This is a genomic window from Mycolicibacterium chubuense (assembly GCF_001044255.1).
GTDB lineage: Bacteria > Actinomycetota > Actinomycetes > Mycobacteriales > Mycobacteriaceae > Mycobacterium > Mycobacterium chubuense.
This window is the reverse complement of the sequence record NZ_JYNX01000059.1, coordinates 15,877-31,938: the sequence shown is the minus strand read 5'-3', so window position 1 is coordinate 31,938 and position 16,062 is coordinate 15,877. Positions and strand designations below refer to the sequence as shown.

Genomic DNA, 16,062 nt, shown 5'->3' with positions numbered 1-16,062 from the left:
GCTATCTCCGTCCGGTCGCGGCCAGCTTCGCCCGTCCCACGGCCACCTCGACGCGGTCGAGCACGTCTTCGCAGAGGTCACGGTTGAGCAGCAGGCCCGGTTTGAATTGCAGGACACGGGGATCCAGGGTCGAGAAGATCGCCCACACGCCGTTCTGGTAGAGCTCGCGCATCACGAACTTCGCGCCCTCGGGATGATCGAACTCCAGACCGATCACCACCCCGTTCTGGCGGATGCCGACGAACCACTCGGGGTGGTCGGCCTGGATGCGGGACAGGCCGCGGGCGAAGATGTCGGCGATGTAGTGCACCGACGAGCGGACCTCGGGCCTGCTGGTGATCTCCAACGTCTTGATGGCGGCGACGCAGCCGAGCTCGGCGCCGCCGAAGGTGGAGATGTGGCCGAATCCGTCCTGGTCGAGCCACTGCGCGGCGCGGTCGCTGAGCAGGGCCGCGGTGATCGGGTACATGCCGCCGGAGAGTCCCTTGCCGGTGACCATGATGTCGGGTTCGATGCCGTGCTTGGTGATCGCCCACATCTCACCGGTGCGCATCAGGCCGGTCTGCACCTCGTCGGCGATGTACAGCGCGTCGTAGCGCTCGCAGAGATCCTTGACCGCCTCGAGGTAACCCACAGGTGGAAGGGGGAATCCGTAGGTGGCCGGGATCGTCTCCATGATCACCGCCGCGACGTCGCGACCGCGCAGCGCCTGCTCCATCGCGTCCGTGTCGCCGAACGGCACCTGGACGAACTCGTCGGGCCGGTCGGCCAGGAACAATTTGGCGAATCGGTCGTCGCCGGTGGCGACGGCCAGGCCGGTGTGCCCGTGGTAGGCCTTGACGATCGAGACGATCTTGCGGCGCTGCATGGCGTGGCGGGCGCTCTTGAGCGCGATGTCGATCGCCTCGCCGCCGCCGGACCCGAAGGCCACCTTGCTCAGCGACGCGGGGGCGGACTCGATGAGCTTCTGCGCCAGTGCGGTGCGGGCGACCGAGGGGAAGTGGTGGTTGCCGACGTCGAAGTACTGCATGCCTTCGGTGATCGCCTGCACCAGTTCGGGATTGCGGTGGCCGAGGTTGTAGGTCCCGCCGTTGAGGTGCATGTCGATCAGCCGGCGCCCGCTCATGTCCCACAGGAAATAGTCCTGCCGGCGGTCGATCACCAGGTCGACTCCGGAGTCGGTCCAGAACTGCGTCTTGTCCGGGTTCCAGTACTCCTTGGCGCGTTCGAGCACCTGTGCCTTGGAATCGAACGAGAACGTGCCGTAGTCGTACACGGGACTCCCTGTCGTGAGCTCGGCCGGGTGTGACCAAAAGTTAAAGGGTAGGACCATTTATGTCAACAGCGACCAATTGGGTCTTGCGCAGACCTATTGGTAGTGCCAATATGACTGAGGTTTACCCATTGTGGTCTATACCACAGTGACCGGCCCCCGTGAGCTGGTCCTCCTTCATCCGGAAGGTGTTCGTCAATGACAGAAGACTCTGCAACCGTGGCCCCGCGCCCGACCACCACCGACTCCGTGCAACGGCTCAAGCGCAACGCCGTCGGCACCTTCGGGGTGATCTTCATGGCGGTCGCGACCGCCGCGCCGATCACCGCGATGGTCGGCAACGTGCCGATCGCCGTCGGCTTCGGCAACGGTGCCCACGCACCGGCCGGCTATCTGGTCGCCACGATCGTGCTGGGCCTGTTCGCGATCGGCTACGCGACGATGGCCAAGCACATCACGTCGACCGGCGCGTTCTACGGCTACATCTCCCACGGCCTGGGCCGCGTCATCGGAATGGCCAGCGGTCTGATCATCACGATGGCCTACGTCGTGTTCGAGGGTTCCCTGATCGGCATCTTCGCGTTCTTCTTCCAGAACCTGTTCGACAGTCAGTTCGGCATCCAGATCCACTGGCTGATCCCGGCCCTGCTGATGCTGACGCTGAACTGCATCCTGACCTACTTCGACGTCAACCTGACGGCCAAGGTGCTCGGCGTGTTCCTGATCACCGAGATCGTCATGCTCTCCCTCGGTGCGCTCGCCGTCGCCGTGAAGGGCGGCGGCCCCGACGGTTTCGCGGTCGGGCAGATCCTCAACCCGGTCGGCGCCTTCCAGCCCGCCGCGATCGCCGGCGCCAGTGCCGGACTCGGCCTGTTCTTCGCGTTCTGGTCGTGGGTGGGCTTCGAGTCGACCGCGATGTACGGCGAGGAGTCCAAGGATCCGAAGAAGATCATCCCGCGCGCCACCATGATCGCGGTGCTCGGCGTCGGCATCTTCTACATCTTCGTGTCCTGGATGGCGATCGCCGGCAGTGGCCCGCAGAAGTCGATCGAGCTCGCCCAGAGCGCCGACACCAGCTCCGAGATCTTCTTCGGCCCGGTGCGCAGCACCTACGGCGAGTGGGCCATCACGCTGTTCAACATCCTGCTGGTGACCGGATCGTTCGCGTGCGGCATGGCGTTCCACAACTGCGCGTCGCGCTACCTGTACGCCATGGGCCGTGAAGGGCTGCACGAAGGCCTGCAGAAGACGCTGGGCGCCACTCACAAGCACCACGGATCGCCGCACATCGCGTCGTTCGTGCAGACGGGGATCACGCTGGTGCTGATCCTGGCGTTCTTCGTCGCCGGCATGGATCCCTACATCCACATGTACACACTGCTCGCGATCCTGGGCACGATGGCGATCCTGATCGTTCAGTCGCTGTGCGCCTTCTCGGTGGTCGCGTACTTCCACTTCCACAAGAACCACCCCTCCAGCGCGCACTGGTTCAAGACGTTCCTGGCTCCGCTGCTCGGCGGGATCGGCATGCTCTACGTCGTGTACCTGCTGTGGGAACACAAGGATGCGGCGGCCGGCGCCGCATCCGGCACGTTGCTGTTCAAGCTGACACCATGGATCGTGGTCGGACTGTTCGCGCTCGGGGCGGCCATGGCGCTGTACTTCAAGTTCAGGGACCCGGGCCGGTACGAGCTGATCGGCCGGATCGTATACGAGGACAACGAAGTACGGGACTGACAGTCCGCGAACAGGAGGCCTTCGTGGCAGACGAGCTGGGCCGATTCCGGGTACTGAACTCGAAGCCGGTCAACCTCGACGGGTTCAGCGTCCCGGACGCCCGGCTCGGTCTGGTCGCGATGAGCAGCCCCCAGGACCCCTTGCCCTCGCTGGTGACACGCGGGGGCGAGGTCGTCGAGCTCGACGGCAAAGGCGCCGGCGAGTTCGACGTGATCGACGAGTTCATCGCCCGCTACGGCATCGATCTCGCGGTCGCCGAGGAGGCGATGGCCCTCGACGACGTGACGCTGGCACGGATGGCGGTGGACATCAACGTCCCGCGGGCGGAGGTGGTGCGGCTGATCGGCGGCACCACCCCCGCCAAGCTGGCCCGGGTGATCGCCCTGATGTCGCCGGTCGAGATGCAGATGGCGATGGCCAAGATGCGCGCCCGCCGGACCCCGAGCAACCAGGCCCACGTCACCAACCAGCTCGACGACCCGCTGCTGATCGCCGCCGACGCGGCCAGCGCTGTCGCCTACGGTTTCCGCGAGGTCGAGACGACGGTGCCGGTCCTCGGCGACGCCCCGTCGAACGCGGTCGCCCTGCTGATCGGCTCGCAGGTCGGCACCCCGGGCGCGATGGCGCAGTGCTCGATCGAGGAGGCCCTCGAGTTGCGCCTGGGTCTGCGCGGGCTGACCAGCTACGCCGAGACCATCTCGATCTATGGCACCGAGCAGGTGTTCGTCGACGGCGACGACACCCCGTTCAGCAAGGCGATTCTCACCTCGGCGTACGCGTCACGGGGCCTGAAGATGCGGGTCACCAGCGGCGGCGGGGCGGAGGTGCTGATGGGCGCCGCGGAGCAGTGCTCGATCCTCTATCTGGAGTCCCGGTGTGTGTCGCTGGCCCGGGCGCTGGGATCGCAGGGCGTGCAGAACGGCGGCATCGACGGGGTCGGTGTGGTCGCTTCAGTGCCCGAGGGCATGAAGGAACTGCTCGCCGAGAACCTGATGGTGATGATGCGCGACTTGGAGTCGTGCGCGGGCAACGACAACCTGATCTCCGAATCGGACATCCGCCGCAGTGCCCACACCTTGCCGGTGCTGCTGGCCGGTGCGGACTTCATCTTCTCGGGCTTCGGGTCGATACCGCGCTACGACAACGCCTTCGCGCTGTCGAACTTCAACTCCGACGACATGGACGACTTCCTGGTACTGCAGCGTGACTGGGGCGCCGACGGCGGCCTGCGCACCGTCTCCCCGGACCATCTCGAGGCGGTGCGCCGCCGCGCCGCCAAGGCGGTTCAGGCGGTGTACCGCGACCTCGGCCTGGCCGACTACGACGACGCGCGGGTGGAGCAGGTGGTGGCGGCCAACGGTTCTCGCGACCTGCCTGCGGGCCACCCCAAGATGGTGGCGGAGGCCGCGGCGTCCATCGAGGCCAAGCAGTTGACGGTGTTCGACGTCATCGCCTCGCTGCACCGCACCGGCTTCACCGACGAGGCCGAGGCGATCACGACCCTGACCCGGGAACGGCTCAAGGGCGACCAGTTGCAGACCTCGGCCATCTTCGACGAGCAGTTCCAGGTGCTTTCCAAGCTCACCGATCCCAACGACTACAGCGGTCCGGCAACGGGTTACGCGCTGACCGACGCCCGGCGCACCGAGATCGACGGGATCCGGCAGGCGCGCAGCAGCGCCGAGTTGACCGCCGATCAGGAGGAGCACCGCGGTCATCTCGTCGTGACCGACGTCGAACCGGCCCGGCAGGGCAGCGATCCCCGCGAGGTGTGCATCGGGCTGTCGCCGGCCTGGGGCCGCAGCGTGTGGCTGAGCCTGTGCGGGCTGACCATCGGCGAGGTGCTGCGGCAGATCTCGGCGGGCCTGGAAGAGGAGGGCTGCGTCGCGCGCACGGTGCGGGTGCGCTCCACGATCGATGTCGGCATGATCGGGCTGACCGCCGCGCGACTGTCCGGCTCGGGCATCGGAATCGGGCTGCAGGGCAAAGGCACCGCGCTGATCCACCGCCGTGATCTGGCCCCCCTGGCGAACCTGGAGTTGTTCAGTGTGGCGCCGCTGCTCACCGCCGCGCAGTATCGCGAGCTGGGCAAGAACGCGGCCCGGCACGCCAAGGGGATGGCCCCGGTGCCGATCTTCACCGGAGGCACCGACGAGTCGATCTCAGCCCGGTACCACGCCCGCGCCGTCGCGCTGGTGGCCCTGGAACGGGCGGCGTGCGAACCCGGTGAGGCCCCGGTGACGGTGAAGGTGGAGCTGCCATGACCGACATCACCGTGGACAACGCCGTCGACGGCAAGCTGGGGCTGGCCGATCTGCGGATGGACCCGGCCGCGCTGGATCGGCAGGCCGCCGTCGCTGAGCGGGGCGGTAACCCGCAGCTCGCCGAGAACTTCCGGCGCGCAGCCGAACTCGCGACGATCGACGACGAAGAGGTGATGGCGCTCTACGAGGCGCTGCGTCCCCACCGGTCGACCGCCGCCGAACTCGAGGAGCTGCGCACCTCGCTGATCAACCGCGGTGCACCGCGCTGCGCGGCCCTGGTGGAGCAGGCCGCCGCCGCCTACGCCCGCCGCGGCCTGCTGCGTTGATCCGCACGGTCGCCGGCATCGACGTCGGTAACCACACCACCGAGATCCTGCTGGCGCGGTTGGACGGCGGCGTCGTCAGCACCGTCGCGCACGGGCAGGCGCCCACCCGGGGCCGCAAGGGCAGCCCGGAGTCGCTGCACGGCGCGGCCGCACTGCTGCACAGGATCGAGGTCGACGCCGGTCTTCGGGCTGACGAGTTGCTGTTGTCGGCGCTGCGGCCCGTGGACACCGCGACCGCGCCGATTCCGCCGGCCTACTCCCCGTCGTCCCCGGTGCGCAGCCTGCGCCGACCGGATGCCAGCACGCCGGCCGGCGCCGGTCACGGGGTCGGGCGCCACGTGCGTCTGACCGATCTGGCGACCTCTCCGACCGGGGAGCCCGTGGTCGTGTCCGTCGACGCGGTCACGGACTTCGAGGTGGCGGCCCGGGAGATCGGCGCGGCGGTCTACCGGGGTTGGCGGATCGTCGGTGTGGTCGCCGCGCAGGACGATGCGGTGTTGATCCGTAACCGGATTCCGATCGACGTGCCGGTGGTCGACGAGGCGGACGTCGAGGGTCTGGCACCGGGTGCGCTGATCGCGGTGGAAGTGGTCGAGGAGGGCCGCGCCTACCGCGCGATGGCCGATCCGATCGCGCTCTCCGCGGCACTGCGCCTGCCCGTCGACAGCCTGCACGAGGTCGCCGACTTCTGTCGGGAACTGGCCGACTCGGCGGCGATCGCGGTGACCCCCCGCACCGACGCGCCCGCCCCGCCCGATGCCGACGGCGATCACGTCGACATCCGCGCCGACGGCCGGACGGTGCGGTACTCGCCCGCCCAGGCGCACGCGGTGCTGCGCCGCTCGGCGCCCGGCATCGTCGAACACGTGCGGCTGCAGTCGGTTCCGACCGCGGCACAGGGCCTGGCCGTGCACGACGCGTTCTTCACGAACCTAGCGGCCATCGACAGCGGCGCGTGGCTGCGGCGCGGAGTCGCCGACGCGCAGGGCACCGTGGTCGCGTTGCTGGCCGCCGAGGAGGCGGCCGACGCGGCGGACATGCTGAGTGAGTTGACGGGTCGGCCCGCCCGCACGCTGAGTTCCGAACCGCTGGCCGCGGCGTGGGGTGCCCGCACCACTCCGGGCTTCCCACCCGGATCGATGGTGTGCGACATCGGCGGTGGCACCGTCGATCTCATCGGCGACGAGAAGACCGTCGTCGCGGCAGGGGCGGGGGAGTCGATCACCGTCGCGATCGCCCGTGTGCTCGGCATCCCCCACGCGCTGGCCGAGACGGTGAAACGCACACCGGCGGTGCGGGTGGAGGGCCCGCACGTCGCGCACGAGGAGGACGGGCGGCGGGTGTTCCTGAACTCGCCGGCGGCGTCGGACGCGATCGGCCGGCTGTGCACGCGCGGCAGTGCGGGCCTGGTGCCGTTCTCGAACAGGCTCGCCGCCGAGGAGTGGCGCAGCCTGCGGTTGGCGATCAAGCAGGAGACCGTCGCGGCGAACATCGCCCGGTGTCTCACCGCGTTCGACGATCCGCCGAATGCGTTGGTGCTGGCAGGCGGTGGCGCGCTGGACGACGAGTTGATGCGCACGGTCTCCGAGGCGCTGCGGCCGCTGCGGGTGGTGGTCGGGCGCGCCGACATCGACGGCGTGCACGGGCCGCGGTTCGCGGTGGCGCGCGGGTTGGTCGCTATGTTCGCGCAGCAGTAGGAAGGCCCGCGATCGCGTGCGCGATGTGACCCCGCCAGTGTGCCGGTTCGATGCGGTGCACCGCGGAGTCACCCTGAAAAGCGCTGGAGATCACCACATCCGGGGAGAGCTCGGCGAGTGTCCGCAGGCTCTCGGCGATCTTCTCCGCATCGCTGGACGTGTGGAAGCTGTCGATGTAGCCGGCCCACCAGCCGCCCTCTGCGGTGCGCACCAGCGTGTCGCCGGTGAACAGGTAGCGGCCCTCGGCGCCGGGCACCAGGTAGCAGACGCTGCCCGGGGAATGGCCCGGCGTCGGGATGATCTCGATGCCGTTCACGTCGGTGTAGCGGCCCGTCACCGGGACGTCGACATGGGCGTGCCTGCTGATGTCGGCGAGATCCCCTGCGGGTGCATGCAGGGTGGACCCGAAGCGCTCGGCGACCCGGCGGAGCATGGGCCCGGCCTCGTCGCGGTGGCTGAGGTAGTGGTGGGCGACGCCGCCGAGGCGGTCGAGTCCGTCGAAGTCGGCGTCGGTGGCCGGCGAGTAGAACATGATGTTCGCCGGCGTCCAGAGGTAGGCGTGGGTGGTCAGCCCCGGAAACGGTGAATCGGTGCGGGTTTCGTAGAGATCGCTCAGTACCTGTTTCATGCCTTCAGGCTGCAACCTCAACGATGCTTCAGGTCAAGGGGTGGTGGTGATGCACTCCAGAACCACACTCGTCACAGCTCCCCACGTTCTGCAGCCGTCCACTCGCACTTTGCCTGCAGAACGTGAAGAGCTGTGGCCGCTGGGGCCGAAGCTTGTCAGAGTTCGGCGAGCTGGCGCACCACCGGCGCCATGGCGTCGATCCACGCCGCCGGGGAGCCGTCGGTCGGCGTCACGATTACCGTGTCGACGCCGAGGGCCGCGTAATCGGCCATCGCACGGACGAATTCGTCGCGCGTGTCCGGCGTGGGCCGCGGGTTGTTGGCCATGATGGTCTTGCGGATCGACGCGTAGTCGCGGCCGGCGTCGTCGCAGTGCCGGCGCAGCACCTCCAGCTTGTGCGCCACATCGTCGGGCGAACTGGCGAACAGGTTGCACGCGTCGCCATAGCGGGCGACCAGGCGCAGCGTCTTGCGCTCCCCGCCGCCACCGATCATCACCTTCGGCTTGTTGATCGGCTGGGGGGAGCACAGCGTCTCGGCGAGCTGATAGTGCCTGCCCTGGTACGCCCCGTTGTTCTCGGGGTCCCACATCTGGTCGCAGATCTGCAGGGCCTCCTCGAGGCGCTCGAACCGCTCGGCGATCGGCGGGAACGGGACACCGAGTCCCTGGTGCTCCCGCTCGAACCAGGCGGCGCCGATCCCGAGGACCGCGCGCCCGCCCGACAGCACGTCGACCGTCGTCACGATCTTGGCGAGCAGGCCCGGATGCCGGTATGTCACCCCGGTGACGAGCAACCCCAGGCTGACCGTCGACGTGTGCGCGGCGAGGTAGCCCAGCGTGGTGTAGCCCTCCAGCATGTGCGCCTCGGCGGGCAGGCCGGTGGGCTCGATCTGGAAGAAGTGGTCCATGAACGACAGCCAGGTCGCGCCGGCCTCCTCCGCGGCCGCGCCGACGCGGGCCAACTCGGGGGCGATCGCGGTGGGTCCGCCGTCGATGTCGAAGATCGGTACGTGTATTCCGAGGTCCATACTCGGCTACAAGACTGTGCCCGGCGTCACCATTCCCGTTTGGCGGCAACTCGGCGACGACGCCGGGAACTGCCACCCGCTATTGCCGCGCCATCGCCACCCGCAGCGCCTCCTCCGGGGAGACGCGGTGGTTGTCGGCGACGGCGGCCTCGGCGATCGCGAGCTGCACGCCCTTGACCCGCCCCGTGAACGTGGTCTGGCCCGCGCGGTAGTCGGGGGAGACCGCCGACCCGGAGTCCAGACCGACGTCGCAGCCGTCGTCGGCGGAGAAGATCATCGCCAGCGTCGCTTCGACCTCACCGCTGCCGACCTCGGTGCCGTCGACGTACAGCCGCACCGTCCCCCCGCCGCCGAGACCCTCGCCGTGGTAGTCGAACTCCATTCGCACCTGGTGATCGCCGGCCGGCAACGGACCCTCGGACTCGGCGAAGAAGTGCTTGATGCCGCCCAGGTTGTAGCAGTACTTCAGCTTGCCGTCGTGGGCGTAGAGACTCCATCCGCCGATGCTCGCGCCCTGGGCGATGATGACCCCCTGTGCCCCGGAGTCGGGCACCTCGATCTCCGCGGTCACCGAGTGCGACTTGTTCTTCAGGTTCAGCACGCAGTTCTCCGAGAGATGCCCCATGCCGGCGAACAGCAGCTGGGTGTTGCCCCTGATCAGGACGGGGCGGCCCGCGACGTCGGGGTTGAGCCGCCGCGCCACGTCGTCGTCGAGCGGCAACACGTTGTAGCGGGTTGCCTCGATCAACCAGAGTCGTTGCAGTTCATGGAGTTTCTCGGGCATCTCCGCTGCCAGGTTGCGCGCCTGACTCCAGTCGGCGGTGGTGTCGTAGAGCTCCCAGACGTCGTCGTCGAACGCGGGCACGTCGTCCTCGACCAGTAACCACGGTGTCTTGTGCTTGGTGACCGCCGTCCAGCCCTTGTGGTAGATCCCGCGGTTGCCCAACATCTCGAAGTACTGGGTCTCGTGGCGGTCGGCCGCGTCGGCGTCGTCGAACGAGTACGCCATGCTCACCCCTTCGATGGGGTGCTGCTGCACGCCGTTGACGAACAGCGGCTCGGGCAGCCCGGCGGCCTCCAGGATGGTCGGCGCCACGTCGATCACATGGTGGAACTGCCAGCGCATCTCACCCTTGGCGCGAATCGCGTTGGGCCAGTGCACGATCGTGCCGTTGCGGGTGCCGCCCCAGTGCGAGGCCACCTGCTTGGTCCACTGATACGGCGTGTCCATCGCGTGCGCCCAGCCCACGGCGTAGTGGTTGTAGGAGTCGGGCCCACCGAACTGGTCCAGGCGTTCGGCCATGAACTGCGGGGTCTCGATCGCCGCCATGCCGTTGAAGTTGAGCATCTCGTTGTAGGTGCCGTTGATCGTGCCCTCGGCCGACGCGCCGTTGTCGCCGATGATGTAGTAGATCAGCGTGTCGTCGAGGACGCCGAGGCTCTGCAGGCCGTCGACGAGCAGGCCGACGTGATGGTCGGTGTACTCGAGGAAACCGGCGTAGACCTCCATCTGCCGGCGCAGCACCGGCTTGAGCTCGTCGGGCATGTCGTCCCAGGCCGGGATCTCGGCGTGCCGCGCGGTGAGCTCACACTCCGGGGGGATCACCCCGAGTTCCTTCTGGCGCGCGAAGGTCCTCTCCCGCAATGCATCCCAACCATCGTCGAACCGACCGCGATACTTGTCGGCCCATTCCTTGGGGACGTGGTGCGGGGCGTGGGTCGCGCCCGGGGCGAAGTAGACGAAGAACGGCTTGTCCGCGGCGAGCGCCTTCTGCTGACCGATCCAGGCGAGTGCCTTGTCGGTCATGTCGGCCATGAAGTGATACCCCTCCTCCGGGGTACTGGTCACCTCGATCGGATTGGTGCCCTCGAACAGCGTCGGATACCACTGGTTGGCCTCGCCGCCGATGAACCCGTAGAAGTACTCGAACCCGCCGCCGCCCGTCGGCCAGGCGTCGAACGGCCCCACCGGGCTGGTCTCCCACACCGGCACCTCGTGGCACTTGCCGAACTGTGCGGTGTTGTAGCCGTTCAGTTTCAACGTGCGCGCGATCGGCGACATGGTGTTGGGCAGCACCGAGCAGTACCCGGGCGCACCGGTGGCGATCTCGGTGATCCCGCCCATGCCCGCCGAATGGTGATTGCGCCCGGTCAGCAGGGCCTGCCGGGTCGGGGAGCACAGCGCGGTGGTGTGGAACCGGTTATAGCGCAGTCCATTCGAGGCCAGTCGCTCCGCGACCGGGGTCGCGCAGGGGCCGCCGAACGCGCTGGACGCGCCGAAGCCGACGTCGTCGAGCAGGATCACCAAGACGTTCGGGGCGCCCTCGGGCGGGCGGATCGGCTGGATCGGCGGATAGCTGGTGTCGGGGTCCTTGGCGTCATAGGTGATCAGCCCCGTGCGGGGCGGTGTCGGGATGGGGAGATGGGTCCGCTGGATCACGCTGTCCTCACTCGTGCCCGCCGGCGACTTCTTCACCGGTCGTGATTCACGCAGACCCTAAACCGGGAACGATGTCCGCGAGCCGGAAAGTGACAGGCCGGTCGAGTTGGTCATAGGTGCAGGAGCGCGGTTCGCGGTCGGGCCGCCACCGATTGAACTGCGCGGTGTGCCGGAACCGCGAGCCCTCCATGTGGTCGTAGCGCACCTCCACGACCCGTTCGGGGCGCAGCGGCACGAACGACAGGTCCTTGCCGGCGTTCCACCGGGATCCGCCGCCGTGGCGGCGCACCACCTCCGGGTCCACGTGCGCCGCCCAGTTCCAAGGGTGCTCGTCGAACGTCGTCACGAGCGGCTGCAACTCGGTGAACAGCGCACGCCGGCGCGCCATCGGGAACGCGCCGATGACGCCGACCGACGCCAGCGATCCGTCGGCGGCGTAGAGCCCCAGCAGCAGCGACCCGATCGCGTCGGGGCCCGACTTGTGCAGCCGGTACCCGGCGACGACGCAGTCCGCGGTGCGCTGATGCTTGATCTTGAACATCACCCGCTTGTCGGGCTGATAGGCCAGCGTCGGCGGCTTGGCGACGACGCCGTCCAGACCCGCACCCTCGAACTCGTCGAACCAGCGGTGCGCGGTGTCCAGGTCGGTGGTCGCCGGGGTGACGTGGAACGTCGGCCCGCACCCGGCCAGTGCGTCGACGAGGGCGGCCCGGCGTTCGGCGAACGGCAGCGCCGTCAGGTCGCGCTCACCCAGCGCCAGCAGATCGAAGGCGATGAACGCCGCCGGGGTCTGCTGGGCCAGCATCCGCACCCGCGACGCGGCGGGATGCAGACGCAGTTGCAGCGCTTCGAAGTCCAGGCCCGCGCCGGAGGCGATGACGATCTCCCCGTCGATGACGCAGCGCTGCGGCAGTTCCGTCTCGGCGGCGGCCGCGATCTCCGGGAAGTAACGCGTCATCGGCCGTTCGTTGCGGCTGCCGAGTTCGACGTCGTCGCCGTCGCGGAACAGGATCGACCGGAACCCGTCCCACTTCGGCTCGTACCACGCGTCCGGCGGGATCTCGGTGACCGACTTCGCGAGCATCGGCGACACCGGCGGCATCACAGGGAGTCTCATCGACTCCCATTCTGACCCGCGCCAGACTCAGTCCTTCCGGCCGACGAGCGCGTCGACGGGGTCCGGGGCGCCGTCGCGGTCCTTGACCACCCGGTAGGCGACGTTGCCGACGACGAGCGTGAGCGCGACGAAGATGACCGCGAAGTACTGCAGGAACAGCGAGTCCCCGGCGGGGTTGTAGACCTCCTGCCGCGGCCACCCGATGTTGACCACGAGCAGACCGCCCATCACGACGGCGATCATGTTGACCGGGATCCCCCACCGGCCCAGGTCCATGATCGGCTTCCCGTAGGACAGGCTGGTCCCGCGCAGCCGGTGCACGAGCGCCGGCACGGTCACCATCAGGTAGGCCAGGTAGACGATCACCACCGACACCGACGCGATCGCGGCGAACACGCTCGACTGCCCGAGGTTGACCAGCAGCACCGCGATGGCCAGGGTGCTGACCGCGATGCCGGTGATGACGGGTGTGCCGGTGCGCTTGTTGACCCTCGCCAGGAACGAGCCGAACGGGAGGCGGTTGTCGCGGGCCATCGAGAACATCACCCGTGAGGCCGACGCCTGGATGGCCAGGGTGGCCGAGAAGATGGCGACCGCGACGAGGCCGAGCAGCGTCTTGCCGAGCCACGTGTCGAGCTGGCTCTCGATCACCCACGCCATACCGCCGTGGGCCAGATCGTCACCGAGCTCGGGGGCCGACATCAGGGCGGCCAGGATCATCAGGCCGCCGCCGAGGAACGAGACGAGCAGCGCGTTGACGATCGCCTTCGGGGCGGTCTTGCGGGGGTTGCGGGTCTCCTCGCTGAGCTCGGCGGCGCTGTCGAAGCCATACATCACGTAGGCGGCCATCAGCATCGAGGCCAGGAACGCGGGCAGGTAGCTGACCCCGGTGCCGTGGCCGCCGGTGTCGAGGACGGCCTGGGCCGGGCCGCGTTCGGCGGTCAGGAACATCGCGCCGATGATCAGCACGACGCCGATGATCTCCAGCGTCACGCCGGTGACGGTGATGCGGGCCATGAACCGCACGCCGGCGGCGCTGATGATCGTGCACAGCACGATCGTGACGGCGCCGAGGATGATGCCGTTGGTGGCGCCGTCGACCGACAGCGGATCCATGTCCTGGCCGACGAGCTGGAAGCCCGACCAGATCGGCGGCAGCACCGTCTGCATGGCGATCGCCAGTGCGGCGATCGACACGATGTAGCCGACCAGCATGAACCATCCGGCGAACCAGCCGACCGCGTTGCCCGCGAGCCGTCGCGACCACTGGTAGATGGCACCGGCCACCGGGAACTTGCCCGACAGCTCGGCGAACACCAGGCAGACGCAGAACTGGCAGACGAACACGATCGGCCAGGTGAAGAAGAACGCGGGGCCGCCGAGCGCGAACCCCAGCGGGAAGAACGCGAACACCGTGGTCAGGATCGACACGAACGAGAATCCCGACGCGAACGCCGCGTACCCGCCGATGCCGCGGTGCAGCTCCTGGGTGTAGCCGAGTTCCTCCAGCGTGGAGGCGTCCTCCTGCGAGGAGATGGCGGGATCGATGGCGGTCATACTGCGCTCCTGGTGTCGGACATTCCTGTCGTGCGACAGAAAAGTACAAACCGTTCGTGTGCTCGCCGTTTCCTCGATGTCACGACTGTGTGACCAGGCGCCGGTCGGGTGACAATCTCGGTCATGTCGTTGGTGCTGCCGTCCGGGCGAGATCTCGCCGAGACCGTCGCGGTGCTGGACGCCGCCGCCGACGAGGCCGCCCTGCGCGCCGGGATGGAGCAGGCGGCCGCGACGGTCACCGGCGAGTCCCGCGCTCATGCGCCGGCGCTGGCGGCGGCCTGGTCGACGGTGCTGCGGCACGGTATGGCCGCCGGGGTTCGGCTGGCGGGACCGGCGGACTGGACGTGGTTCGTGTCGGGCAGCGTGGCCCGCGGCGAGGCGGTGCCCGGATCGGACGTTGAGACGATGATCGTGCTCGACGACGGGGTCGACGACGACGGGAAGGCCGCGCTGCTGGCCCGCGCCGCGCAGGTGCACGCCCTGGTGGAGGGGTGTGGCATCCACGGCGACGCGAACGGTGTGCTGGCCGGCCGGGCCCGGTTCTGCCGGCGGCGGGGCAGTTGGACCGAGGGGATCGAGCGCTGGGCGGCCGAGCCGCAGCAGGACCGCGGCGTCGTGATGACCGGGCTGATGGCCGACGCCAGCGGTCTGCCGGGTGCCTGCGCCGACGACTTCCTGCGCGCGGCGGCGGTGGCGGCCGCCGGGCGGCACTACGCGGTTCGGCAGGCGATGGTGCAGGACGCCACCGCGGTGCGGGCCACGGTCCCGTCCCGGTTGAAGCTTTTCGTCAGCGGGGGCGACGCCGTCGACGTCAAGCGCGCCGTGATCGACCCGGTGGTGAAGATCGCCCGCTGGGCGGCGCTGTCGACCGGCTCCGCCGCGCTGTCCACCCGGGAGCGGCTCGCCGCCGGCGAGGCCGGCGGTGTGCTGGACGCCGACGACGCCGCGACGCTGCGCGACTGCCACCTCTGGCTGATGCGTTTCCGTTGGCGGACACACGTTTCCGCGTTCCTGGCCGGCCGCGCCGCGGGAGACGTGATCTCCCTCGGTGAGCTGCCACCGCAGGACCGGGCCGCGTTGCGCAGCGTCGCGCGCGACGTGTCCGGCGTGATGCGCAAGCTGTCGTATCTGTCGTCGATTTCGGCGTTCGGGCAACGGTAGGCCGACGTGTCCGGCGATCCCGTACCTCACGCCGTGGCGACGACGGTCGCGGTGCACCGCATCGAGGGGTGGCGCCCCACCGACGACCACGTCGACGCGCTGAGCGCCGTGGCCCGCGGCGACCTGCCGTTCGCCGACTTCCTCGCGACCCACCGCGCCCGCCATCCGCCGCCGGCGCGGCCCCGTCGCAGGATACGGTTGCGCCGGCCCGCACCGTATCTCGTTCCCGGAACGACGCTGCTGCGCAACGAGTTCGGCGTGACGACGACCGAAGCGCTGGCTGACCTGGAGTACGTGGCGTCGGCGGGCCGGATGGTCGGCTGGCTGTGCGCGCCGACGGTCGGGACGCTCGACGCGAGAACGATGCACCGCCATCTGTTCTCCGACACCTACGGGTGGGCAGGCCAGTACCGCATCGTCGAATTGCGCCGCGGCCGGGACGTGTTCGGCTCGGTGTCGTCGATCGAGGACAGGATGGCCGACGTGCACCGCACCGCGCGGCGACTGGTCGACGAGCGTGCCGACCACGACGCCCCCCGGCTCGCCTACGAGCTGGCCCGCTGGTACGCGGAGTACAACCAGATCCACCCCTTCCGCGAAGGCAACGGGCGCACCGGCGCGCTGATGCTGCTGGCGATCGCGTCGATGTGCGGTCGCCGGCTCGACCTGACCCGGGTCACCCGGCAGGAGTGGTACGCGGCGGCGGCCGACAGCATGCCGGCGCGCCGAGAGGGCCGTGTGAGTCATCGGCCGTTCCTGTACCTGCTGAACCGCGCCGTGAGGTGACCGGATCTGCTCCCGCGCACGAACGACGATGCATTGACGAATTCGATT

Annotated in this window: 12 protein-coding genes; 6 read left to right on the top strand and 6 right to left on the bottom strand. The window is 69.0% G+C overall.

Features of this window, described 5'->3' with window-relative positions; all coding sequences use genetic code 11:
- Nucleotide 1: 1 nt before the first annotated feature.
- Nucleotides 2-1,276 carry a class-III pyridoxal-phosphate-dependent aminotransferase gene (locus MCHUDSM44219_RS20305; RefSeq protein ID WP_048420063.1) on the bottom strand — a complete coding sequence of 425 codons (1,275 nt, stop codon included), beginning with the start codon at nt 1,274-1,276 and terminating at the stop codon, nt 2-4.
- 195 nt (nt 1,277-1,471) lie between these two features.
- On the opposite strand from MCHUDSM44219_RS20305, the gene MCHUDSM44219_RS20300 reads away from it, so the two are divergent.
- From MCHUDSM44219_RS20300 to MCHUDSM44219_RS20285, 4 genes are read left to right on the top strand one after another with little or no spacing between them, the layout of a single operon-like run.
- Nucleotides 1,472-3,010, top strand: coding sequence for an APC family permease (locus MCHUDSM44219_RS20300; protein ID WP_048420062.1), 1,539 nt, complete (start codon nt 1,472-1,474; stop codon nt 3,008-3,010).
- Nucleotides 3,011-3,033: 23 nt separating this feature from the next.
- Nucleotides 3,034-5,274, top strand: coding sequence for a propanediol/glycerol family dehydratase large subunit (locus MCHUDSM44219_RS20295; protein ID WP_048420061.1), 2,241 nt, complete (start codon nt 3,034-3,036; stop codon nt 5,272-5,274).
- Nucleotides 5,271-5,600, top strand: a complete 330-nt coding sequence (locus MCHUDSM44219_RS20290; protein ID WP_048420060.1) for a diol dehydratase small subunit — start codon at nt 5,271-5,273, stop codon at nt 5,598-5,600. The genes MCHUDSM44219_RS20295 and MCHUDSM44219_RS20290 overlap by 4 nt, the downstream gene beginning before the upstream one ends.
- Complete coding sequence (locus MCHUDSM44219_RS20285; RefSeq protein WP_048420059.1) at nt 5,597-7,297, top strand: diol dehydratase reactivase ATPase-like domain-containing protein; 1,701 nt, start codon at nt 5,597-5,599, stop codon at nt 7,295-7,297. Before MCHUDSM44219_RS20290 ends, MCHUDSM44219_RS20285 begins: the two co-directional genes overlap by 4 nt.
- On the opposite strand, the gene MCHUDSM44219_RS20280 is transcribed toward MCHUDSM44219_RS20285, so the two are convergent.
- The 5 genes from MCHUDSM44219_RS20280 to MCHUDSM44219_RS20260 form a co-directional block, all read right to left on the bottom strand.
- Nucleotides 7,278-7,925 (bottom strand): MBL fold metallo-hydrolase, encoded by a 648-nt coding sequence (locus MCHUDSM44219_RS20280; protein ID WP_048420058.1) that lies wholly within the window; start codon nt 7,923-7,925, stop codon nt 7,278-7,280. The genes MCHUDSM44219_RS20285 and MCHUDSM44219_RS20280 overlap by 20 nt on opposite strands.
- 155 nt (nt 7,926-8,080) lie before the next feature.
- On the bottom strand, nt 8,081-8,953 hold the full coding sequence (locus MCHUDSM44219_RS20275; RefSeq protein ID WP_048420057.1) for an LLM class F420-dependent oxidoreductase: 873 nt from the start codon (nt 8,951-8,953) through the stop codon (nt 8,081-8,083).
- Nucleotides 8,954-9,032: 79 nt separating this feature from the next.
- Nucleotides 9,033-11,393 carry an arylsulfatase gene (locus MCHUDSM44219_RS20270; protein ID WP_048420130.1) on the bottom strand — a complete coding sequence of 787 codons (2,361 nt, stop codon included), beginning with the start codon at nt 11,391-11,393 and terminating at the stop codon, nt 9,033-9,035.
- A 46-nt stretch (nt 11,394-11,439) separates the two neighbouring features.
- Complete coding sequence (locus MCHUDSM44219_RS20265; RefSeq protein ID WP_048420056.1) at nt 11,440-12,510, bottom strand: ATP-dependent DNA ligase; 1,071 nt, start codon at nt 12,508-12,510, stop codon at nt 11,440-11,442.
- 27 nt (nt 12,511-12,537) lie between these two features.
- Entirely contained in the window at nt 12,538-14,067 is a 1,530-nt protein-coding gene (locus tag MCHUDSM44219_RS20260) for an amino acid permease (RefSeq protein WP_048420055.1), read from the bottom strand.
- A 123-nt stretch (nt 14,068-14,190) separates the two neighbouring features.
- On the opposite strand from MCHUDSM44219_RS20260, the gene MCHUDSM44219_RS20255 reads away from it, so the two are divergent.
- Entirely contained in the window at nt 14,191-15,228 is a 1,038-nt protein-coding gene (locus MCHUDSM44219_RS20255) for a putative nucleotidyltransferase substrate binding domain-containing protein (RefSeq protein WP_048420054.1), read from the top strand.
- A gap of 6 nt (nt 15,229-15,234) precedes the next feature.
- The gene (locus MCHUDSM44219_RS20250) at nt 15,235-16,014 is read left to right on the top strand and encodes a Fic/DOC family protein (protein ID WP_048420053.1); all 780 of its coding nucleotides are present in this window, start codon (nt 15,235-15,237) and stop codon (nt 16,012-16,014) included.
- Nucleotides 16,015-16,062 lie beyond the last annotated feature (48 nt).